Genomic DNA, 21,552 nt, shown 5'->3' with positions numbered 1-21,552 from the left:
AAAGATAAAAAATATGGCGACTGAAAAGTAGTCGCCATTAGTCTTTACATGGAATGACTATAGTACAACGCGCACGATGTCGATCGCGCCAAGTTCTTTGTATAGCGTTTCAATTTGTTCAACATTGGTTGCATTAACCGTTACAGAGACAGCGGTATATGTCCCTTTGCTGCTTGGCTTAGATGTCGGAACGTAATCGCCAGGGATCGTTTTTTGAATAACTTCAACGATACGATCTTCTAACTCTGGCTTATTCTCACCCATGACTTTGAAAGCAAAGCTACAAGGGAATTCCAATAGGTCTTTTAGTTTTGGTTGCTCTTGTTCTTGCATAATAGAACTCCAAGGTTGCGTTTATTCAATTTTAGACCGTGTTATGAGTCACAAAACACGAAGTATGCTGGCATCTTAATGCGTCATTAGCTGGAAAACAAGCGTGTAATTGTGGTGGTGGCTGTCGGTTATTGGAAAATGTGTATGCAGCCTTGTAAACCCAAAGAAGCCACCATTCGGCAGCTTCTTATTAGGGCATATTGCGTTTATAACGAATGATTAAAACCAGCTTTGTACCAGCATCATTACGTAATCAACTAAACGGCTAAAGAAACTGCCTTGCTTTACTTCAGTTAGAGCAACTAAAGGGTACTGAGCAATATCGGTATCACCTAAACGGTAATAAAGTGTACCCATCACCTCACCTTTTTTAATTGGTGCTTTAAGTTCTTTGGTTAATACAAAGCTTGCTTTAAGATCTTTAGTTTGGCTACGAGGGATCGTAACGTAGGTATTTTCATTAACACCAAGATTTACTTTATCAGTATCGCCCATCCAGACTTTTTCAGTCACAAATGTTTGATCTTTTTTATACGGTGTTAGCGTGGTGAAGAAGCGGAAACCATAAGTCAGTAACTTTTTACTTTCAGCAAGACGCGCATGTTTACTTGCCGTGCCCATTACCACTGAAATTAGACGTACATTGCCTTCTGTGGCAGTACTTACCAAGCTATAACCGGCATTATCTGTGTGACCGGTTTTCATGCCATCAACATGCATGCTTTGATCCCACAATAAACCATTACGGTTATATTGGGTTATGCCGTTGTAGGTAAATGATTTCTCATCGTAGATCTTAAATTCATTTGGAAGATCGTGGATAAGCGCACGTGTAAGAACAGCAAGATCGTAAGGGGTGGTGTATAGGTTTGGATTATCTAAACCATGTACGTTGGTAAAATGGGTTGATTTCATGCCTAGATTTTTAGCCCAACCGTTCATTAATTCAACAAACGATTGTTGTGATCCTGCAATATGCTCAGCCATTGCGACACAAGCATCGTTACCTGAGTCAACAATAATGCCGCGGTTAAGATCTGAGACTTTAACGGTCTTACCCACTTCTAAGAACATCTTTGATGAACCTGGGAAGTTTTTCGCCCATGCATTTTTACTAATTACGACGTTATCATTAGGGGAGATATTGCCGTTTTTAATTTCTTGACCAATAACATAACTGGTCATTAGTTTGGTTAGACTAGCGGGCGCTAATTTTTCATTTTGGTTATGACCAGCAATGATTTTGCCAGAGTTGTAGTCAATAAGAACATAACCTTTAGCCGCAATTTGTGGAGCTTCAGGTACTACTGCTGGTGATGCAGCAACAGTAGCTGAAACCAGCAGGGTGGCAGAGATGGCTACAGAACGGAAAAGCACAGCTGTTTTTTTCATGATATATCTAACTTTAATTAATCTGTGGCTAAAAAGTGGGCTTACTATAACAGATAACATCTTGGCAATCAGTGCCTGAACGGAAGTTTCCACAGTTCTGACATTGGGGGAATTAAGATTAACATTGATGGTATTGCTATTGAGTAGAGCAATAAAAAGCCTATAGTTTTATGAGTTTAATAACAAACTATAGGCTGTAGGTATGATCACAAAATAAGAAGAAGGTTCAATTATCGTTTTTCAGTGATCATAAATGCTTGCGGGTAATGCTTATCTTTCACTTTACTGAGTAATAAATCAGCATCTTTATGGTCTAAAAATGGCCCTAATCGAACCCGAAAAATAGTACGATCGGTGATTTTTTCAATATCAACGTTGGTGTTATAGCGTTTTTTAACGTCTTGTTGCATCTGATCCGCTGTTTTCTGGTTATTAACTGCCGCTAATTGGATGAAATATTGAATAGGGATCGGTGCTTTTTTTATTTCAGCTTTGGTTGATGGTTTTGGTGTCGTTATTACTTCAATTTTTACCGGCGCTGTACCGTAGCTGATCACGCCTAATTTAGACGCTGCCGCCATACTTAAATCAATAATACGTCCATCATGGAATGGGCCCCGATCGTTAACACGCACAATCACTGATTTATGATTAAGCGTATTGGTAACACGGACAAAACTCGGTAATGGTAAGGTTTTATGCGCCGCTGTCATCGCGAACATATTATACACTTCACCGTTAGCGGTTTTATGGCCGTGAAATTTTTCACCATACCATGAAGCAAACCCTGTCTCAGTATAGCCTTGAGGGTTTTTAATAATATGGTAGCGTTTACCGCGTAAGGTATAGTCTTTATTGCCGCCACGGCTATAAGGTTCGTAGTGAGGCGTAATTAAGTGTACTTTTGAAAAGTCAGGAATAACCTTAGGAGCACGATCATCTTTAAGGGAATAGCGGCCAGCATTTGGGTCGTCGGTATTCGGTTTGATGATTTGAGCTGGTTTCGTGGTTGTATTCGGCTTAGTTTGGGGCTGTTGAGTTTGTTCAGGCGAAGAACTACACCCAGTAAGAATTAGGAAAAAAACTACAAATAGTGAACGCATTTATTAGGTCGCCTTAGACAACATTTTTCGATGAGTGTGGATGGACATCAGAATACCAAAACCAGCCATAAGAGTAACCATTGAGGTACCACCATAGCTAACAAGGGGGAGCGGTACACCTACGACAGGTAATAGTCCACTCACCATTCCGATATTAACAAAAATATAAACAAAGAAGCTGAGTACGATACTACCTGCCATCATGCGTCCAAACGCAGTTTGAGCTCGGCTTGCAAGTAATAATCCACGAGCAAGCACAAATAGATACATTGTTAATAAACCAATAACACCCGCTAAGCCCCATTCTTCGGCGATCACCGCAAAAATGAAGTCAGTATTACGTTCAGGAACAAATTCTAATTGTGATTGCGTACCATGGAGCCAGCCTTTGCCCGTGATCCCTCCGGAACCAATGGCTATCTTTGATTGGATGATATGGTATCCCGCACCTAAAGGATCAGACTCAGGATTAAATAAGGTCATCACTCGAGTGCGTTGATAGTCATGCATCAAGAAGAACCATAACACAGGAATAAAGGCGCCGAGTAATACCAATGCACCAATTATCACTCGCCAGCTAATTCCTGACAGAAACAGAACAAATATCCCCGATGCGGCGATCAAAATTGAGGTGCCAAGGTCGGGTTGTTTGGCAATTAAAATCGTTGGCGTGAAAATTAACACTAATGCAACGAAGATATTAGTAAATGTGGGAGGCAGTGGACGATTGCCTATAAATCGCGCCACCATTAATGGTACTGCAAGTTTGATTAACTCTGAGGGCTGGAAGCGAATAAAGCCTAAGTTTAGCCATCGTTGGGCGCCTTTGGATACTTCGCCAAAAGAGAGAACACTTACCAGTAGCACTAAGCCAATGCCAAATAAATAGGGTGCCCATGCTTCATAGTGACGCGGTGCGATTTGGGCTAATAGTAACATTACCCCAAGTGACAATACCATTCGCATCGCTTGACGTTCCATCATCGGTATACTTTGGCCACTGGCACTGTACATGATCACTAATGAGAAACTCATGATCGCTAATAATCCCAGTAATAAAGGGATATCGATATGTAAGCGGTCACTTAACGTGGGTTTTTGACCGGTTGTTGCCATGATGCTCATTAACGTACCTCTGCTGTTGCTTTTATTGGTGCTACCACTGGTGACAGTATATCGGCAGGGGATTCAATGAGCATATGATCAAATATTTTACGTGCAATAGGTCCACCGTTACTTGAACCACCGCCAGCATTTTCTAATACCATCGCGACCACAACTTGTGGTTTATCAAATGGTGCAAAAGCGGTAAATAAGGCATGGTCACGTAAATGCTCTTCTAATTCATCAGCATTATATTTTTGGTTTTCAGCTAAACCAAAAACTTGGGCTGAACCTGATTTACCACCCGCCTGATAAGGGGTGTTATAAAACGCTTTACGTGCTGTACCACGGTTACCGTAAAGTACGCGGTGCATACCTTCACGTGCGATTTCCCATGTTTTTTGATCAACGCCTGTGATTTGTGGAAAATCTTTAAATTCAGCCGGTGCTTCTATGTTGTCATCAATAATATTTTTAAGTAGGTGTGGGCGATGTACAACGCCACTATTGACCAATACGGAAGTGGCTTTCGCCATTTGTAATGGGGTCGCGGTCCAATAACCTTGGCCAATACCAACGGGAATAGTATCCCCTTGATACCAAGGACGCTTATGGCGTGTTTGTTTCCATTCTCTAGTGGGCATATTGGCTTTACTTTCTTCGTGAATATCAACGCCTGTATATTCGCCATAACCAAATTTGTTCATCCATGTCGAGAGGCGATCAATACCAAGATCGTAGGCAACTTGATAGAAATACGTATCGACTGACTCTTCAATCGCTTTATAAATATTGACTCGACCATGTCCCCAACGTAACCAGTCACGGAATTTACGACTGGTAGAGTTCGGTATTTGCCACCAACCGGGATCATTCCGAGTGGTATTGGGCGTGATAACCCCTTCCGTTAATGCGGCAACGGCAATAAAGGGCTTAACGGTTGATGCGGGTGGATAAATACCGAGCGTGACTCGATTAACCAAGGGACGATCTGGATTATTCAGTAAGGCATTGTATTTCTTACTTGAGATCCCACGAACGAACAGGTTTGCATCATAACTTGGGCTTGAGACCATGGCTAAAATAGCGTTGTCTTTAGGGTCTAATACCACAATAGAACCACGCTTATGTTTAACGATTTCTTTGCCTGTTTCTGGGTCAATACTGCGTTCGATCAGTAAATTACGCACATATTGCTGAAGATGGATATCAATATTGATCTTGATATCTTTACCCGGAATTGGGGGAATATATTTTAGGGTACGAATAACGCGCCCACGGCTATTGACCTCAACTTCTTGATAGCCTGATGTGCCATGCAATAGTTCTTCGTAATAACGTTCAACGCCCAGTTTTCCCATATCACGGGTGGCTTTGTAATTGCTTATTTTACCGGCTTTATCGAGCTTTTTAAGATCACGATCGTTAATTTTAGCGACGTAACCTAAAACGTGAGTTAAGACATCTCCGTAAGGATAATAACGCTTTAAGTGTGCTTTAACTTCTACCCCGGGTAGGCGATGTTGATTAACAGAAAACAGCGCCACTTGTTTTTCGTTGAGATGCTCAAGAATAGGCACTGATTTAAAACGACGGGTGCGACGGCGTTCTTTTTGGAAGTTAGCAATGTCTTCATCAGTAATGCCCATGATCTGTTTGAGATCGGCAAAAGTCTGATCGAGTTCAGAGACTTTTTCTAAGGTGATTTCAAGGCTATATATTGGCCTGTTTTCAGCCAAAATTACCCCGTTACGGTCATAAATTAAGCCGCGATTAGGGGGGACGGGAACAATTTTGATGCGGTTATCATTAGAACGGGTTTGATAGTCCTGATGTTGCTCAACCTGAATGTGAAACAGATTAAACAGCAGCAGGCCTACAAGTATTGCAATACCAATAAATGAGACAAGAGCTCGACGATAAAACAGTGCCGACTCAGCGCGATGATCGCGGATCTGGGTTCGCTTTTGCCTCATTAATGATTATTCCCTGTGGTACGGATGGTTAGCCGTGACACTCCATGCACGGTATAAGCTTTCTGCCATTACCACGCGCACCAATGGGTGTGGTAAAGTCAATGGTGATAATGACCAGCTTTGTTCTGCCGCTGCTTTACATGCAGGAGAAAGTCCTTCTGGTCCGCCGATCAAAATTGATACATCACGTCCATCAAGTTTCCATGCATCTAATTGTTGTGCCAATTCTCCTGTATCCCAGCGTTTACCCGGAATATCCAGCGTGACAATACGGTTACCTTTAGCGACCGCTGCTAACATTGCCTCACCTTCTTTTTGAAGAATACGAGGAATATCAGCATTTTTACCACGCTTTCCCGCTGAAATTTCAATTAATTCCAGTGGCATATCTTTTGGGAAGCGACGACTATATTCTTTATAGCCTTCCTCAACCCATTTTGGCATTTTAGTACCAACAGCAATCAGTTGAAGCTTCATTGTCAATTAGCTCCAAAGCTTCTCCAGTTGGTACAGCTCACGTGCATCTTCTTGCATGATGTGTAGCATAACATTGCCCATATCAACAATAACCCATAGACCTTCTTTTTCGCCACTGATGCCTAGAGGTGGGTAATCAACTAATTTTGTTTCTTTTTCGACGTGATCTGCAATAGAAGCCACATGACGGTTAGATGTACCTGTACAGATAACCATCATATCAGTAATGCTTGATTTACCGCGTACATCAATAGTTACGATATCTTGTGCTTTAATGTCGTCAATTTTATCAACAATGAAATCGTGTAGTTCTTGAAGCTGCAAAGGGATTCCCTCACTTGAGTGTTAGTATGATGTTGGTCGAGTGGCGGCGCTATTATTAGCGTCGATAATGTCAAAGAGACATACTGACCATGATATTGTGCCGCAGTATACCATGCTCTTATCAGACAGCGATAAGCGGACAAGGTTCAGACGGTGTTTTTTCGCATGTTTGTATCGCTATTAGGTTCAAATACCTAAAAAGTCGCGATTTTGACCTGAATTTATTTTAGTTCAAATGATGTAAATGTGTTTTTACACCACACATTTCGGCACATAAACAGCTTAAGTCTGACCATGGCTGGGTGTCGTAATCAGTTTTAACCTGAATTTCTAATAATGTTAGCTGCCGAATAATGGACACTAAAGTAGTAAGTGGTAATCGATGCAGAGCACCAATATACATTTCACGGCGGTTTTGCCACACCCTAAATTGTTCAAAAATGAGATTTAATGGTGTGCCTCTTTTACCCATTTCTTGCATTTTATACAGCTGAGTTAATTCACGCTGTAAGGTACGTAATAAAATCGTCGCCTCAACCCCTTCCGCTTGTAATTGACGCAATATCCGTTGGCTACGTTTAGCTTGTCCAGCTAACAGTGCATCAATTAATTGAAATGGGGTGTAGTGATTATGGCGACTTAATGCTTCTTGTAACCGCACGATAGTGAGAATGCCATCGGGGTAAAGTAGCACTAATTTATGTAAACTTTGCGATAACGCCAGTAAATTACCTTCATGCCATTGAGCTAACATTTGCACTGATTCGTGATCAGGTTTTAAAGCGAGCTGTTGGCAACGGCTTTGAATAAAGCGCGGCATTTGGCGTGGATCTGGAGTATTACACGGAATATACAAGCCAATAGTATCGAGAGCTTTAAACCACTTAGTGCTTTCCTGTTTTTTATTAATTCTTGGTCCGGTAATAATTAATAAAATATCAGGATGTAGCGCGTCAATAACCTCAAGCAATGCTTTGGCTTGATTGGCATTTAACCCTGTTTCAGCGATTTCAAGCTCGATGATTTGTTGGGCTGAAAATAAGCTCATTGCATGACAGCAATCTAACACTGCATTCCAATCAATACTGTTATCGATAGTGAAACTATGGCGTTCTAAAAAACCGTGTTGCTGGGCGATATGCTTGATGCTATCGCCCGCTTCTTGTTTTAATAATAACTCATTACCAAACAGTAAATAAGCCTGACGCAGGCCTTTTGTCAGCTGCTGCGTCAGTTGTTCTGGGTAGACTCTCATTGCGCGTTGTGATCTTGTTTTTTATGTATAACCGCAGGCGTGGTCGTTATGGTGGTAGTGCTGCCATCTTTGATGGATACTTTTTGGTTATGCAAAATTTGGTTTAATTCAGCATTCAACTTATCTTCTTCCATCTTATTAAAGACAGTGGTTAGACGCGCGAGTTTACGCATGATTTGTTGCGCCGCTTGTTCACGCATTACATTCACTAACTCATCACGTTCTACTGATTTTGCTAGTGCTGAAAGTGGGTTATCTAAGAAAGTACGCGTGACTTTGGTGCTAAATTGTTCAATACCTTGGTTCGGTATGGTCACAGTGTAATTTACCGTTAAGGTTAAATCGTATTCTGCTTTACCGTTATTTTGATATAGCGATAACGTACTATCACCGGTTGATTCACTGGTAATATTAAGGTTCGGGATTGTCGCTGCTGGTTTTACTTCTTCAATACCATGCAGTTTAAATTGGTATTTTACCATGCGGGTTAATTTACCATAGGGGTCAAAACTGGTTAACGATAGCTTAGCGATCCCTTCAGGCAGCATGTAGTTACCCCGAAGGTGAAAGCCACAAGAAGCTGTTGTAAGCGCGAGAAGAGTGATGATAAGTAGTCGAGTTAGGCTGTTGGCCGAGAAAAAACTTTTCACGAAAGTCAGCTCCTTGAAAGAAAAGAAGGTGCGCTGGGCGCAAAATTAAATATGACCGTAATTATAAAGATCCCCGCAAAAGCGGGGATCTTGAGGCTATTTACTGCTTTAGTAACAACGTTATACAGCAGTTAACCTTGATTAGTTAGCAACAATGTTAAGTAGTTTACCTGGTACATAAATAACTTTACGTACGGTATTTCCTTCAGTAAAGCGAGTTACGCCTTCATCAGCCATTGCTAATGCTTCTACTTGCTCTTTGGTTGCGTCTGCCGCTACCGTTAATTTAGCACGTAGTTTACCGTTAACTTGAACAATGATCAGTTTTTCATCTTCAATCAATGCCGCTGCATCAGCTTGTGGCCATACTGCATGATCAATGTCTGTTTGACCCAGTGCTTGCCACATTTCAAAACAGATATGCGGTGTCATTGGGTAAAGCATGGTAACAATCGCTTTTAGTGCTTCATCAAGAATAGCACGATCTTGTACTGACTCTTGTGGCGCTTTAGCCAGCTTGTTCATTAATTCCATGATGGCAGCAATTGCGGTATTGAATGTCTGACGACGACCAATATCATCACTTACTTTAGCGATAGTTTTATGAATATCACGGCGAAGTGCTTTTTGATCGCTGCTTAGTGCTGTGGTATCAACTGTTTTAGCATCACCTTTTTCAGCATGCTCACGAACCAGTTTCCAAACACGTTTAAGGAAACGGTTAGCACCTTCAACGCCAGATTCTTGCCATTCAAGTGTCATATCAGCAGGTGATGCAAACATCATAAATAGACGTACAGTATCAGCACCGAACTTGTCGACCATCTCTTGTGGGTCGATACCGTTGTTTTTAGACTTAGACATTTTGATCATGCCTGAGTGCTCAACATTGTGACCTTGTGAGTCAACAGCAGTAGTGATACGACCTTTGCCATCACGCTCAACAGTAACATCTGTTGGTGCAACCCACTCTTTACCACCTTTTTCTGTGGTATAGAAGAATGCATCTGCCAATACCATGCCTTGACATAGTAGTTGCTTAAACGGTTCGTTAGAGGTTACGTAACCTGCATCACGTAGCAATTTGTGGAAGAAACGTGAGTACAATAGGTGCATACAAGCGTGTTCAATACCACCAACATATTGATCAACAGGTAGCCAGTAGTTCGCCTTAGCAGGATCTAGAATATCATCCGCCTGTGGTGAACAGTAACGCGCGTAGTACCAAGATGACTCCATGAAGGTGTCAAAAGTATCAGTTTCACGTAGTGCTGGTTCGCCGTTAAACGTAGTTTTAGCCCACTCAAGGTCCGCTTTTATTGGGCTGGTTACGCCATCCATTACCACGTCTTCAGGTAAGATCACTGGTAGTTGATCTGCAGGTACTGCGTGAACCTGACCGTCTTCAGTGGTTACCATTGGGATTGGTGCACCCCAGTAGCGTTGACGTGAAACACCCCAGTCACGAAGACGGAAGTTAACGGTTTTCTTGCCTTTGCCATCTGCTTCAAGTTTTGCTGCAATAGCATCAAACGCTTGCTGGAAGTTTAGACCGTCGAATTCACCTGAATTGAACAACACACCTTTTTCAGTGTATGCCGCTTCAGAAATATCAAACTCGCTACCGTCTTCTGGCTTAATAACCGCCATGATGTCGATGTTGTATTTAGTTGCAAATTCAAAGTCACGTTGATCGTGAGCAGGCACTGCCATTACTGCGCCTGTGCCGTAATCCATTAATACGAAGTTAGCAACGTATACCGGTACTTCACGGCCATCAAGTGGGTGGATAGCAGTAAAGCCCGTATCCATGCCTTTCTTTTCCATTGTTGCTAGTTCAGCTTCAGCAACTTTGGTGTTACGGCATTCATCGATAAATGTTGCTAGAGCTGGATTATTCTCAGCCGCTTTTGCCGCTAGAGGGTGACCCGCTGCAATGCTAACAAATGTCACACCCATTAGGGTGTCAGGACGCGTGGTGTAAACTTCTAAATCGTTTTGACCTTTAACGTTAAACGTTAGCTCAACGCCTTCAGAACGACCAATCCAGTTACGCTGCATAGTCTTAACCATTTCAGGCCAGCCATCTAACGTATCAAGATCGTCAAGTAATTCTTGCGCGTATTCAGTAATTTTAATGAACCACTGTGGAATCTCTTTTTGTTCTACAGGGGTATCACAACGCCAACAACAACCGTCTTCTACTTGCTCGTTAGCCAATACAGTTTGGTCGTTAGGACACCAGTTAACAGAAGATGTTTTCTTGTAAACTAGGCCTTTGTTATACAGTTTAGTGAAGAACTCTTGTTCCCAACGGTAGTACTCAGGGGTACAGGTTGCGAACTCACGGCTCCAATCGTAACCAAAGCCTAATAGCTTAAGTTGGTTCTTCATGTACTCGATGTTTTCGTAGGTCCAAGGCGCAGGTGCAGTGTTATTTTTTACCGCTGCGTTCTCTGCTGGCAGGCCAAATGCATCCCAACCAATTGGTTGCATCACATTTTTGCCTTGTAAGCGTTGGTAGCGAGAGATAACATCACCGATAGTGTAGTTACGCACGTGACCCATATGCAAGCGACCACTTGGGTACGGGAACATAGAGAGACAGTAGAATTTTTCTTTATTAGGGTCTTCACTAACAACAAAGGTCTTATTGTTATCCCAATGTTCTTGAACTTTTTGTTCAATGTCCTGTGGACGATATTGTTCTTGCATCGATGACATCCAGAATTTTGTGAGTTTAATACAAACACATTCATTGTAATCGACATAGGATAACTAAAGGTCAAGGTGTCAACAATAGCTGATAGCGATTCGTCGACCTTAATCTTGTATTTGATCGTAATTACGTAATTATTTCGCACATTGGCGGAGGATTAATCCCATGACTAAGCAACAAAAGCATTATGAAGCGGTATTAGAAAAAGTAACTGAAGCGCTTAAGCATAGTCCAGAAGAGCTCAAGAAGTTTTTTAAAATGACTGAGCTTTATGGTAAAGCGGCCAGTGATATGACTAAAGATGAGCTGGCATTGATTGAAGCGTATATCAAAAGTGATCTTAAAACGACCGAGCTTTATGGTAAAGCCGCTAGCGATATGACCAAAGATGAATTGTCATTAGTTGAAGCTTATGTCAAAAGTGATTTAAAAACCTTTACGGAAGAAGTGAAAAGCAGTTCACAGCCGTTTAGCGAAAGTCCTTTTTACAAATTAGTTAGCGAAAGCATTTGGAAAAATTTAGCAGAAATTACCGATAAAACACAATTAGAGTGGATTGAGGTAATGGAAGATATTCAACATAAAGGCGTTTATCAGGCGGGTGAATTGGTTGGGTTAGGTAATCTTGTGTGTGAGCAATGTGATCATACTCAAATGATCACCCATGTGACTCGCATTGAGCCATGTGTAAAATGTGGCTGTAAGCAATTTTCACGTTTACCATTGAACCCATAATGGTGGGTGCTTTATTTACCATCAAAAAAACGCAGCACTAATAGGGCTGCGTTTTTTTGTTATATCGTAAGGTTAACGATTAATCATCAGGCTGTTCAATAGTATCAACCACTACCGCTGAGTCTGTTGAGTCTGTTGAGTTTATAGTGTTAGCGGGCTTTTGCAGTTGTTGTGGCTGCTGAGAGACTGTTTGAGTGGTTTGGTCGTCATGCTTAAATTCAGGCAGTACTTGATCATAACCTTTAATTTCACGGGTAACCGCTGTCATTGGATCATAAGTGAATTTTTGTCCTGCCAATGATGCTTCAATCATGGCTCCACCCTTAGCGCGGGTGAAGATAGCAACGCCATTAATGTAGCTTTGGGTCATGTAGTCACTACCCGCACTCATTCCCGCCCCTGCGGTGCCTATTTTAGCTGAAGCGCCTTCTGTTAAGGCAACTGCTGACGCTTGAGCATCTAATTCTAGACCGCCATCAATAAAGCGATCATAAGCCCGCTGGTCTTGGAAGAACAAAATTTCGCTAAAGGCTTGTCCCCCAAATTGTAACCCAATAGATACTTGATATAATTTAGCAAATCCCATCGCTTGGTTGGCTTTAAAAACGACCCCTGAGCCGTAAGCGCCACCAATCCAAAAACCACCTTTACCCACCGATGGAAAAACAGCATACCCATAAGCGGAATGGAAAAAAGGTTGGGTTTGTGGGGATTTGTAAAAATGAGCTAATGCATCTTTGGTATCATTTTGCTGTTCTTGAGCAAGTACTTGGGTTGATAGCATCAGCATCAATAATGAACACAAGCTGATAAAGATTTTAGGTGGTGTTTGCATTTGTCGTTCCTTATCGTCGCCACGGGCGGTTGGACCTGCGGGATCGCGGTTGTTATTAGGCTATGAAATTACAATAAACTAACCGTAAAAAAAGGTGAAGTTATTAACTTCACCTTTGAGTTTATTCTTTTTCTGCTGAACGTAAGTCACGGAAATGTCCGCGTTTACGTCGAATTAGGATCCAAGATAACGCTAATGCCCATAAACAGTAGCCGTATAATGGCCAGCTGCCTAAGGTGGTATAAGGTGTCATTCCAATGGTTGGAATCACTTTATCTCTCAATACGCCAGTGACAAATTGCGGTAATTCTTTGGTGATGTGACCATTATGGTCAACCACTGCCGTAATACCTGTATTTGTTCCACGTAATAATGGTTTACCTAACTCAAGCGCCCGCATTTGCGCTATTTCCATATGCTGGAAAGGCCCAATAGAGTGTCCAAACCATGCATCATTAGATAGCGTGAGTAGTAACTCCGTTTTTTTAGTGACGTTTGCACGAATTTGTTCACCAAACGCAATTTCATAACACAGTGCCGGTGCAATTGAATAACCATGCGCTTGAATATTCGGTTGAATATAAGCACCACGACTAAACGATGACATTGGTAGATTAAAGAACGGCGCTAATGGACGTAACAAGCTACCAAACGGCACATATTCACCAAAAGGCAACAGATGGTGCTTTGTGTAACGGGTTGCGGTGTTGTAGTTATACGGACCATCAGCATCGACACCGAGTGTCAAAATATTATTGTAGAACTTACCATTCGACTTTTGATCTAAAATGCCCGTGATCACAGTGCTATTATTGGCTCGAGCTGCTGCATCCAGATTTTGTAAGAAGGTTGGAATTTCTTCTTCAAGTGCTGGAATTGCCGCTTCAGGCCAAATGATTAAATCTGCGCCCCAATTATCACGAGTAAGATCCATATATTTCATTAAGGTTGGCCAGCGATGACTGGGCAGCCATTTCTCTTCTTGAGAAATATTACCTTGGATAAGAGCAACGGTAACACTGTGTTTAGGATCGGGTTTAACCCACTGCGGAATACCGGCTAATACCGCTAATATTGCCACAAGAATAGCAACCAATAATGGACGCCAGTTACGGTAGTAAAGGGTCGCGACAATAGAACCTGATATAAGTACTAACGCGAGAGTTATCCCTTCGACACCGAATATTGGTGCAAAGTGTGCCAATGGTGTATTTAGCTGACTGTAGCCCATCCATAACCACGGGAAGCCAGTAAAAAGCCAGCCACGGATCCAATCAAGTACTAGCCAAATAACCGGGCCTGAAAGCAATAATTGATGGAAAGGACGTTGACGGTTAAAACGGTTAAATAAATAGCCAAATAACGCGGGATATAACGCTAAATAACTAATCAGTAAGCACATTAAGAACATACTGGCGATTTTAGGCATTCCACCAAAGGTGTCGATGCTGACATGTACCCAGCTAATGCCAGTACCAAACATGCCTAAGCCATAAAAAAAGCCAATCAGTGCAGAACGTTTAGGTGATTGTTTCTGTAGTAAAAAGAAAAACAGAATCAGTGTTAATGGGGCAATAAATGCGTAGTCATAAGGTGCAAAAGATAAAGTCGCGATTGCACCGGCAGGGACAGCTGCAAGCAGCTGTCCCAACAAGATGAATTTTTTTTTCGTCATCATTTACGGAGTAATGGTCGGTTGAAATGCTTCGTCAGGTACAGTTACTTGTAACTGGATAACACGACGGTTATCAGACGAGGTCACTTTAAATGAATAACCACTAACTTCAACAACTTCACCGCGCGATGGCAAGTGACCAAAACTCATCATAACTAAGCCGCCGACAGTGTCGACTTCTTCGTCACAAAATGAGGTTTGGAACAGTTCATTGAAATCTTCAATGGTTGTGAGGGCTTTTACTGCATAAGTATGCTTACTTAACTGACGAATTTCTTGTTCTTCTTCGTCGTCGAACTCATCTTCGATTTCGCCAACAATTTGCTCAAGAATGTCTTCAATAGTAATAACACCAGATACACCACCAAACTCATCCACCACAATAGCCATGTGGTAGCGTTCTTCGCGGAATTCTTTTAATAGTCGATCAACACGCTTACTTTCCGGTACAACAACAGCGGGACGTAATACTTTATCGATATCAAAAGGCTCGCTATCAGGTAATAAATAACGCAGTAAGTCTTTGGCTAATAAAATGCCTTCAACATGGTCTTTATCATCACTAATAACAGGGTAGCGAGAGTGTTGGGCTTCAACAATTAAATCAATGAGATCTTCTAGCTTCTGAGAACGCTCGATAGTAGTCATTTGTGAGCGTGGGATCATGATGTCCCGCACACGCATTTCTGCTATTTCCATCACACCTTCGAGCATGTCGCGAGTGTCATGATCGATTAAATCGTTTTCTTCCGAATCACGGAATACTTCAACTAATTCTTCACGGTTTTGTGGATCGCCTTGGAAAAGTTGGCCAATACGTTCAAAGAAGGACTTTCTACTCGGACCTTCAGTTGTTGGAGAATTATCTTCGTTCATTATTTACTTTATCAATTAAGTGGATATTGCCACGGAAATGCGGCTTGGTTTATCAAGCCGCGGAATATTCGTTGGTATCTTACTACTTTTCAGAAATGTAAGGGTCGACAAAGCCCATGTTTTGCATGATTTCAGTCTCTAATGCTTCCATTTCCTCTGCTTCATCGTCTTCGATATGATCATAACCTAGCAGATGCAGACTACCGTGTACAACCATATGTGCCCAATGTGCATTAAGTGGCTTTTGTTGCTCAAGTGCTTCTGTTTCGACAACTTGGCGACAAATAATCAAATCACCCAGTAAATCGATTTCAATTTCTGGTGGCGCTTCAAACGGAAACGACAAGACATTTGTTGGTCGATCTTTGCCACGGTACTGAAGGTTAAGTGCGTGACTTTCTTGTTCGTCAACTAATCGAATTGTGACTTCAGCATCGGCTTGAAATGGTGTGACAGCAGCCTCTAACCATTGTTGGAATTCAGCTTCAGTTGGTAATCCCGCTTCGTCTGCTGTTGCATGTTGTAGATCAAGATAAATCGCCATTAGTTACTCTTTTGTGATTCAATTTTAGCAGCAGTTGCAACAGCGAATAAGGCGGCTTCTTTTGCTTCTTGCTCGGTGCGACGACGTTGTTCTGCTTGTTGACGTTGTTTTTGGTCTTCACTTTCCCATACTTCATAGGCTTGAACGATACGGGCAACCACAGGGTGGCGCACGACATCGTTGGCGAGGAAGAAGTTAAAGCTAATATCATCAACGTTTGATAATACTTCAATTGCATGACGTAAGCCTGAACGAGCGCCACGCGGTAAATCTATTTGAGTCACGTCACCTGTGATCACTGCGCGTGAATTAAAGCCAATGCGGGTTAAGAACATTTTCATTTGTTCTACGGTGGTGTTTTGGCTTTCATCAAGAATAATAAAGGCATCATTAAGCGTACGGCCACGCATGTAAGCTAATGGTGCGACTTCAATTACATTGCGCTCAATCAGCTTTTCTACGCGTTCAAAGCCGAGCATTTCAAATAAAGCATCATAAAGTGGGCGCAGGTATGGATCGACTTTCTGACTTAAATCACCGGGTAAGAAACCCAATTTTTCACCCGCTTCAACCGCGGGACGTGTGAGCAGAATACGACGAACTTCTTGACGCTCAAGGGCATCAACGGCAGCGGCAACCGCGAGGTAAGTTTTTCCCGTACCCGCAGGACCAACACCAAAGGTAATATCATGGGTCACAATATTGGCAATGTATTGGGCTTGGTTCGGTGTCCGCGGTTTAATGATCCCTTTTTTGGTTTTGATATGAATTTCTTTACCAAAAGGAAGGGGCGTTTCTATAGTTTGTTCTAAGATACCTGACGCTTTAATGGCAAGATGGATATGGTCAGGTTCAATATCTGGAATGTTGTTATGTACGGGAGCCGTATCAACATAGAGATCTTTAATGATATTGGTGACAACATCAGCAGTGTGCGGCTGACCAACAACGCTAAAATGGTTGCTGCGATGATTGATTTCAACACCTAGACGACGCTCTAGCTGTTTGATGTTGTCGTCGAAAGGACCACAAAGGCTGGAAAGACGCTGATTATTGGCCGGTTCCAGATCAAATTCTACAGTAATTATTTTGCTCAAGGTTTGCCTCTCATTGAGGTCGCCTATTAGCAGGCGACCATATTTTCAGGGCATGCGACTTACTTTGAATAATAGCGATCACTGCGTGTGATTAGACAGCAGTTAGCGGCTGTTACTCAGGAGTATATACGCCTACACCTAAATCATCTTCTTTGCGTGTTTTTGCCATCATTTCTGCTGGTGACATGGCTACGCGAAGATCCATTTCTGCTTCAGTACGAACAAGTTCTCCACGCAATGAGTTAGTAAATACGTCGACGATTTTCACATCAACAAATTGACCAATCAATTCAGCAGAGCCTTCAAAGTTTACTATACGGTTATTTTCAGTACGACCACGTAGTTCCATCACATTTTTACGTGATGGCCCTTCAACTAGAATACGTTGTTCCGTATCAAGCATTTGGCGAGCGTGACGCATTGCTTGGCTATTAATTTGCTGTTGTAGGGCGTATAGACGCTCTTTCTTTACTTCTTCCGTTAAATCACATGGGTAATCCGCCGCAGGCGTACCTGGACGCGGTGAGAAGATAAAGCTGTAACTAATATCAAAATCGATATCACGAATAAGTTTCAAAGTATCTTCGAAATCTTGATCTGATTCACCAGGGAACGCGACAATAAAGTCAGAACTCATAGTGATATCTGGACGTACTTTACGTAACTTACGGATTTTTGACTTATATTCAAGTACCGTATGTGGACGTTTCATCATCGTCAGAATACGATCTGAACCACTTTGGACTGGTAGGTGTAAGTAGTTAACCAGTTCAGGGGTATCTTTGTAAACGTCAATAATGTCGTCAGTAAACTCAATCGGATGGCTGGTGGTGTAACGCACACGGTCAATACCATCGATAGCTGCAACTAAACGCAGTAATTCAGCAAAGCTAGCAAGCTCACCATCAAATGTTGGGCCGCGGAATGCGTTCACGTTTTGGCCTAACAAGTTAACTTCACGTACACCTTGTTCTGCTAATTGTGCAATCTCATACAACACATCATCAATAGGACGGCTAACTTCTTCACCGCGAGTGTAAGGTACTACGCAGTAAGTACAGTATTTAGAACAGCCTTCCATGATAGAAACAAATGCCGTAGCACCATCAGCACGAGGTTCAGGCAAGCTATCGAATTTTTCAATCTCAGGGAATGAAATATCCATCACGGTTTTTTCATTTGATTGAGAGCGTTTAATCATCTCAGGCAAACGGTGTAGGGTTTGTGGGCCAAAAATCACGTCAACGTAAGGTGCGCGTTTGCGAATAGAATCACCTTCTTGAGTCGCTACACAGCCACCAACGCCGATCACTAGATCCGGCTTTTTATCTTTTAATTTTTTCCAGCGGCCTAGCTGATGGAAAACTTTTTCTTGTGCTTTTTCACGGATCGAACAGGTATTAAGTAGCAGAACATCTGCTTCTTCTGGGATTTCTGTTAACTCGAAGCCATTAGCAGCATTAAGAAGATCGGCCATTTTTGATGAATCGTATTCGTTCATCTGGCAGCCCCAGGTTTTAATCAGCAGTTTCTTCGCCATCTCTCTTCGCTCGTAGTGTTGATTCATTACATTCAGATTACGGGCTGACAGGTTACATTACGTTATTTAACGGGTAATGCCCTGTAGCAAGCCGCGTATTGTACTGCTTTAAACTCGGTCTGACTAGTTCATCACCACCCTGAAAAAAGTGTGGTCTTTGGACTTAACTAGCGATAGAGATTAAATGATTTAAAAAGTGATTGTTCATCATAGACTTTATTTAGCGTTACCATACCTAATTGACGCATTTGTTTACGGATCCATAATGTCCGCTGATAAACATAATTACTCATAGGGCTGGCTTTTATTTTATACGGGTTAGGCAATACTGCAGCCAGTTGTGCTGCTTGTTGGGCGCTAAGTCGACTCGCTGGAATATGGAAAAAGTGCTCACTAGCGGCTTGCACGCCATAAATCCCCGGACCAAATTCAATTACGTTTAAGTATGTTTCTAAAATACGATCTTTGCCCCAAATAATTTCCATCCATAACGCGAAATACAATTCGATGCCTTTGCGAATAAATGAATGGCTGGGGAACAAAAATACATTCTTGGCTGTTTGCTGGCTGATCGTACTGGCTCCACGACTCGGTCCATTTTTACCACTGTGTTCTAGTACTGATAGGGTGGCATTAAGATCGATGCCATGGTGTTCTGGAAACGTTTGATCTTCAGAGGCAATAACGGCTAATTGCATATTTTTTGAAATCTTACTCAAATCAACCCATTGATGATGTGTTTGCTCTGGGTAACCTTTTGGCGGAAACAGAGCACGGCTAAGTTCCCAGCCCCAAAAGGGAGGATTAATAAATTTAAAAATAACAACCAGAACAATAGGTACAATTAGCGCGCATAAAATAAGTTTAACAATAAAACGTCTAAAGCCTGCCAGCATGGTAATTGAATTCCTTTCGGTGGTGGTGAGAGCGTGGGCTAGTGGTGATTCGTGGCGAATACGTTATCGTAGTACCCCGTTAAGTGTATTTTCTTATACAATCATCTAATACGATTACGATGGTTTGAAATATTATAACTAAATAACAAGCCAAGACATAATAGGCAGGTAAAGATATGGAACAATATGATGTTATTGTGGCTGGTGGCGGTATGGTTGGCGCGGCAGCTGCAATTGGTTTAGCTCTGCAAGGGCTTGATGTTGCAGTGATCGAAGGCTATGCCCCTGCGCCTTTTGCTACTGAACAAGCAATGGATTTACGTGTATCTGCAATTTCTCCCCATTCAGTGACATTATTAGAACAATTAGGTGCATGGCAAGCTGTGCTAGCGATGCGCTTATGTCCGTTTAAGCGCCTTGAAACCTGGGAGCATCCAGAATGCCGAACCCGTTTTAATGCCGATGAGATGCAATTGCAACAATTGGGTTATATCGTTGAAAATCGCGTGATCCAATTAGCGTTATGGCAGCAATTTGAGCATTACGACAATATCACTGTTTTGTGTCCAGCAACTATGGTCGCGGCAACTGCGATTGATGATGGTTATCTGATTGAGTTAGATGATGGCGCATTACTTAATTGTGGCTTATTAATTGGTGCTGATGGCGCAAACTCTCAAGTACGTCAGCAAGCCAATATTGGTATTACTGCATGGGACTATCGCCAGCACTGTATGCTGATAAATATCGCTACTGAGCTACCACAACAAGATATTACCTGGCAGCAGTTTACTCCTGCAGGTCCACGGTCATTTTTGCCATTACCCGGCCATCAGGGATCGCTAGTTTGGTATGATAGCCCTGCTCGTATTCGTCAATTATCGGCAATGCCTGCAGCACAATTACACGCAGAGATCGTTGCAACATTTCCGCCAGAATTAGGTGAATTTACGGTACTTAATCACGGTAGTTTTCCGTTAACCCGTCGTCATGCTCAAACGTATTATAAGCCGCATGTAGTGCTGTTAGGCGATGCTGCACATACGATTAATCCATTAGCGGGGCAAGGGGTAAATCTAGGCTTTAAAGATGTGGTTTGCTTATTAGATAAAATTAATCAAGCCGATAATGATTGGCAACAGCCGCAAGTTTTAGCCCGTTATGAGCGTTGTCGCCGTCCGGATAATTTAATCATGCAAACGGGAATGGATTTTTTCTACGCAACATTTAGTAATAATATCGGCCCATTGAAGTTACTGCGCAATGTAGGATTACGGGCTGCTGATCATACTGGCGCGATAAAAAAACACGTATTGAAGTATGCAATGGGGATATAACGATAGTATTGAATGTTTTTTGTAACGAAAATAAAAACAAAAAGCCGAGTAAAATTAATTACTCGGCTTTTTATTTATTCTTTTACTTGCAGTCGTTATCAATGAAGATGATCACTATATTGCAGATAAAAGAAAACCTACTCAAAGAGTAGGTCTCTAATATGGTGCGGAAGGAGAGACTTGAACTCTCACACCTTACGGCGCTAGAACCTAAATCTAGTGCGTCTACCAATTCCGCCACTTCCGCAAATTCTTTATCTCTTTGAATTTAATCAACAGAGAATGGTGGCTACGACGGGATTCGAACCTGTGACCCCATCATTATGAGTGATGTGCTCTAACCAACTGAGCTACGTAGCCGATTTAAAATACCGAACAATCTATGTTAATTAGAAGCGTTTATAAAAAAACACTTATATCACATGATTAATCGTTACTTTTAAATATGGCAGGTCTACCTGGATTCGAACCAGGGTATGACGGCATCAAAAGCCGTTGCCTTACCGCTTGGCGATAGACCTACAGTGCTTAAATACATAAGCGTTGCTTGTTGGGTAGTAACAAGACTTTTTTATCAGAGAGAATGGTGCGGAAGGAGAGACTTGAACTCTCACACCTTGCGGCGCTAGAACCTAAATCTAGTGCGTCTACCAATTCCGCCACTTCCGCATATTGTCAGTTACG

19 protein-coding genes and 4 tRNA genes are annotated in these 21,552 nt (G+C 42.1%); 2 read left to right on the top strand and 21 right to left on the bottom strand.

Going from position 1 to position 21,552, the window contains the following annotated elements; translation table 11 throughout:
• Positions 1-57: 57 nt before the first annotated feature.
• From ybeD to leuS, 10 genes are all read right to left on the bottom strand, one after another.
• A complete protein-coding gene (ybeD, locus tag BTO21_RS09100; protein ID WP_045031018.1) occupies positions 58-333 on the bottom strand; it encodes a DUF493 family protein YbeD in 276 nt (91 codons plus the stop codon).
• 219 nt (positions 334-552) lie between these two features.
• Entirely contained in the window at positions 553-1,725 is a 1,173-nt protein-coding gene (locus BTO21_RS09095; RefSeq protein ID WP_045031016.1) for a serine hydrolase, read from the bottom strand.
• Positions 1,726-1,955: 230 nt separating this feature from the next.
• Entirely contained in the window at positions 1,956-2,828 is an 873-nt protein-coding gene (locus BTO21_RS09090) for a septal ring lytic transglycosylase RlpA family protein (RefSeq protein WP_045031014.1), read from the bottom strand.
• A 3-nt stretch (positions 2,829-2,831) separates the two neighbouring features.
• A complete protein-coding gene (rodA, locus tag BTO21_RS09085; protein ID WP_045031012.1) occupies positions 2,832-3,953 on the bottom strand; it encodes a rod shape-determining protein RodA in 1,122 nt (373 codons plus the stop codon).
• Entirely contained in the window at positions 3,953-5,908 is a 1,956-nt protein-coding gene (mrdA, locus tag BTO21_RS09080) for a penicillin-binding protein 2 (RefSeq protein WP_045031010.1), read from the bottom strand. Before mrdA ends, rodA begins: the two co-directional genes overlap by 1 nt.
• Before the next feature lie 6 nt (positions 5,909-5,914).
• Positions 5,915-6,385, bottom strand: coding sequence for a 23S rRNA (pseudouridine(1915)-N(3))-methyltransferase RlmH (rlmH, locus tag BTO21_RS09075; protein ID WP_045031008.1), 471 nt, complete (start codon positions 6,383-6,385; stop codon positions 5,915-5,917).
• A gap of 6 nt (positions 6,386-6,391) precedes the next feature.
• Entirely contained in the window at positions 6,392-6,709 is a 318-nt protein-coding gene (rsfS, locus tag BTO21_RS09070) for a ribosome silencing factor (protein WP_045031006.1), read from the bottom strand.
• A 226-nt stretch (positions 6,710-6,935) separates the two neighbouring features.
• Complete coding sequence (holA, locus tag BTO21_RS09065; RefSeq protein WP_045031004.1) at positions 6,936-7,964, bottom strand: DNA polymerase III subunit delta; 1,029 nt, start codon at positions 7,962-7,964, stop codon at positions 6,936-6,938.
• Complete coding sequence (locus BTO21_RS09060; protein ID WP_045031002.1) at positions 7,961-8,614, bottom strand: LPS-assembly lipoprotein LptE; 654 nt, start codon at positions 8,612-8,614, stop codon at positions 7,961-7,963. Before BTO21_RS09060 ends, holA begins: the two co-directional genes overlap by 4 nt.
• 141 nt (positions 8,615-8,755) lie before the next feature.
• Complete coding sequence (leuS, locus tag BTO21_RS09055; protein ID WP_045030999.1) at positions 8,756-11,329, bottom strand: leucine--tRNA ligase; 2,574 nt, start codon at positions 11,327-11,329, stop codon at positions 8,756-8,758.
• A gap of 169 nt (positions 11,330-11,498) precedes the next feature.
• Between leuS and BTO21_RS09050 the strand changes: the two genes are divergently transcribed.
• Positions 11,499-12,068, top strand: a complete 570-nt coding sequence (locus BTO21_RS09050) for a zinc ribbon-containing protein (protein ID WP_045030998.1) — start codon at positions 11,499-11,501, stop codon at positions 12,066-12,068.
• Between the two features lie 79 nt (positions 12,069-12,147).
• Here the strand turns inward: BTO21_RS09050 and BTO21_RS09045 are convergent, their stop codons facing one another.
• The 7 genes from BTO21_RS09045 to mtgA form a co-directional block, all read right to left on the bottom strand.
• Positions 12,148-12,903 (bottom strand): lipid-binding SYLF domain-containing protein, encoded by a 756-nt coding sequence (locus BTO21_RS09045; protein WP_045030996.1) that lies wholly within the window; start codon positions 12,901-12,903, stop codon positions 12,148-12,150.
• A 121-nt stretch (positions 12,904-13,024) separates the two neighbouring features.
• Positions 13,025-14,578 carry an apolipoprotein N-acyltransferase gene (gene lnt, locus BTO21_RS09040; RefSeq protein WP_105026831.1) on the bottom strand — a complete coding sequence of 518 codons (1,554 nt, stop codon included), beginning with the start codon at positions 14,576-14,578 and terminating at the stop codon, positions 13,025-13,027.
• 3 nt (positions 14,579-14,581) lie between these two features.
• The gene (corC, locus tag BTO21_RS09035; RefSeq protein ID WP_045030992.1) at positions 14,582-15,454 is read right to left on the bottom strand and encodes a CNNM family magnesium/cobalt transport protein CorC; all 873 of its coding nucleotides are present in this window, start codon (positions 15,452-15,454) and stop codon (positions 14,582-14,584) included.
• An 82-nt stretch (positions 15,455-15,536) separates the two neighbouring features.
• Positions 15,537-15,998 carry an rRNA maturation RNase YbeY gene (gene ybeY, locus BTO21_RS09030; protein ID WP_045030990.1) on the bottom strand — a complete coding sequence of 154 codons (462 nt, stop codon included), beginning with the start codon at positions 15,996-15,998 and terminating at the stop codon, positions 15,537-15,539.
• A complete protein-coding gene (locus tag BTO21_RS09025; protein ID WP_045030988.1) occupies positions 15,998-17,095 on the bottom strand; it encodes a PhoH family protein in 1,098 nt (365 codons plus the stop codon). The genes ybeY and BTO21_RS09025 overlap by 1 nt, the downstream gene beginning before the upstream one ends.
• A gap of 112 nt (positions 17,096-17,207) precedes the next feature.
• Positions 17,208-18,635, bottom strand: coding sequence for a tRNA (N6-isopentenyl adenosine(37)-C2)-methylthiotransferase MiaB (gene miaB, locus BTO21_RS09020; RefSeq protein WP_045030986.1), 1,428 nt, complete (start codon positions 18,633-18,635; stop codon positions 17,208-17,210).
• Positions 18,636-18,802: 167 nt separating this feature from the next.
• Positions 18,803-19,531 (bottom strand): monofunctional biosynthetic peptidoglycan transglycosylase, encoded by a 729-nt coding sequence (gene mtgA, locus BTO21_RS09015; protein WP_045030984.1) that lies wholly within the window; start codon positions 19,529-19,531, stop codon positions 18,803-18,805.
• 176 nt (positions 19,532-19,707) lie between these two features.
• Here mtgA and BTO21_RS09010 point away from each other — a divergent pair, with 176 nt between their 5' ends.
• Positions 19,708-20,868, top strand: coding sequence for a 2-octaprenyl-3-methyl-6-methoxy-1,4-benzoquinol hydroxylase (locus BTO21_RS09010; protein ID WP_045030982.1), 1,161 nt, complete (start codon positions 19,708-19,710; stop codon positions 20,866-20,868).
• A 162-nt stretch (positions 20,869-21,030) separates the two neighbouring features.
• Here BTO21_RS09010 and BTO21_RS09005 read toward each other — a convergent pair.
• From BTO21_RS09005 to BTO21_RS08990, 4 genes are all read right to left on the bottom strand, one after another.
• Positions 21,031-21,115, bottom strand: a tRNA-Leu gene (locus BTO21_RS09005).
• 36 nt (positions 21,116-21,151) lie between these two features.
• Positions 21,152-21,228: transfer RNA gene (locus tag BTO21_RS09000), tRNA-Met, on the bottom strand.
• Between the two features lie 86 nt (positions 21,229-21,314).
• Positions 21,315-21,389 (bottom strand) — tRNA-Gln (locus tag BTO21_RS08995).
• Between the two features lie 63 nt (positions 21,390-21,452).
• Positions 21,453-21,537 (bottom strand) — tRNA-Leu (locus tag BTO21_RS08990).
• Between the last annotated feature and the right edge of the window lie 15 nt (positions 21,538-21,552).

The organism is Photobacterium phosphoreum, assembly GCF_002954725.1.
GTDB lineage: Bacteria > Pseudomonadota > Gammaproteobacteria > Enterobacterales > Vibrionaceae > Photobacterium > Photobacterium phosphoreum.
The sequence above is the reverse complement of the archived record's forward strand: the minus strand, read 5'-3'. Positions and strand labels throughout refer to the sequence as shown.

What these genes read in the sequence shown, in the direction of transcription:
- lnt (WP_105026831.1), bottom strand. Translation starts at nt 14,578, where the DNA reads ATGACGAAAAAAAAATTCATCTTGTTGGGACAGCTGCTTGCAGCTGTC.
- leuS (WP_045030999.1), bottom strand. Translation starts at nt 11,329, where the DNA reads ATGCAAGAACAATATCGTCCACAGGACATTGAACAAAAAGTTCAAGAA.
- corC (WP_045030992.1), bottom strand. Translation starts at nt 15,454, where the DNA reads ATGAACGAAGATAATTCTCCAACAACTGAAGGTCCGAGTAGAAAGTCC.
- rlmH (WP_045031008.1), bottom strand. Translation starts at nt 6,385, where the DNA reads ATGAAGCTTCAACTGATTGCTGTTGGTACTAAAATGCCAAAATGGGTT.
- ybeD (WP_045031018.1), bottom strand. Translation starts at nt 333, where the DNA reads ATGCAAGAACAAGAGCAACCAAAACTAAAAGACCTATTGGAATTCCCT.
- ybeY (WP_045030990.1), bottom strand. Translation starts at nt 15,998, where the DNA reads ATGGCGATTTATCTTGATCTACAACATGCAACAGCAGACGAAGCGGGA.
- rodA (WP_045031012.1), bottom strand. Translation starts at nt 3,953, where the DNA reads ATGAGCATCATGGCAACAACCGGTCAAAAACCCACGTTAAGTGACCGC.
- mtgA (WP_045030984.1), bottom strand. Translation starts at nt 19,531, where the DNA reads ATGCTGGCAGGCTTTAGACGTTTTATTGTTAAACTTATTTTATGCGCG.
- BTO21_RS09045 (WP_045030996.1), bottom strand. Translation starts at nt 12,903, where the DNA reads ATGCAAACACCACCTAAAATCTTTATCAGCTTGTGTTCATTATTGATG.
- BTO21_RS09095 (WP_045031016.1), bottom strand. Translation starts at nt 1,725, where the DNA reads ATGAAAAAAACAGCTGTGCTTTTCCGTTCTGTAGCCATCTCTGCCACC.
- BTO21_RS09050 (WP_045030998.1), top strand. Translation starts at nt 11,499, where the DNA reads ATGACTAAGCAACAAAAGCATTATGAAGCGGTATTAGAAAAAGTAACT.
- holA (WP_045031004.1), bottom strand. Translation starts at nt 7,964, where the DNA reads ATGAGAGTCTACCCAGAACAACTGACGCAGCAGCTGACAAAAGGCCTG.
- BTO21_RS09090 (WP_045031014.1), bottom strand. Translation starts at nt 2,828, where the DNA reads ATGCGTTCACTATTTGTAGTTTTTTTCCTAATTCTTACTGGGTGTAGT.
- miaB (WP_045030986.1), bottom strand. Translation starts at nt 18,635, where the DNA reads ATGGCGAAGAAACTGCTGATTAAAACCTGGGGCTGCCAGATGAACGAA.
- BTO21_RS09010 (WP_045030982.1), top strand. Translation starts at nt 19,708, where the DNA reads ATGGAACAATATGATGTTATTGTGGCTGGTGGCGGTATGGTTGGCGCG.
- mrdA (WP_045031010.1), bottom strand. Translation starts at nt 5,908, where the DNA reads ATGAGGCAAAAGCGAACCCAGATCCGCGATCATCGCGCTGAGTCGGCA.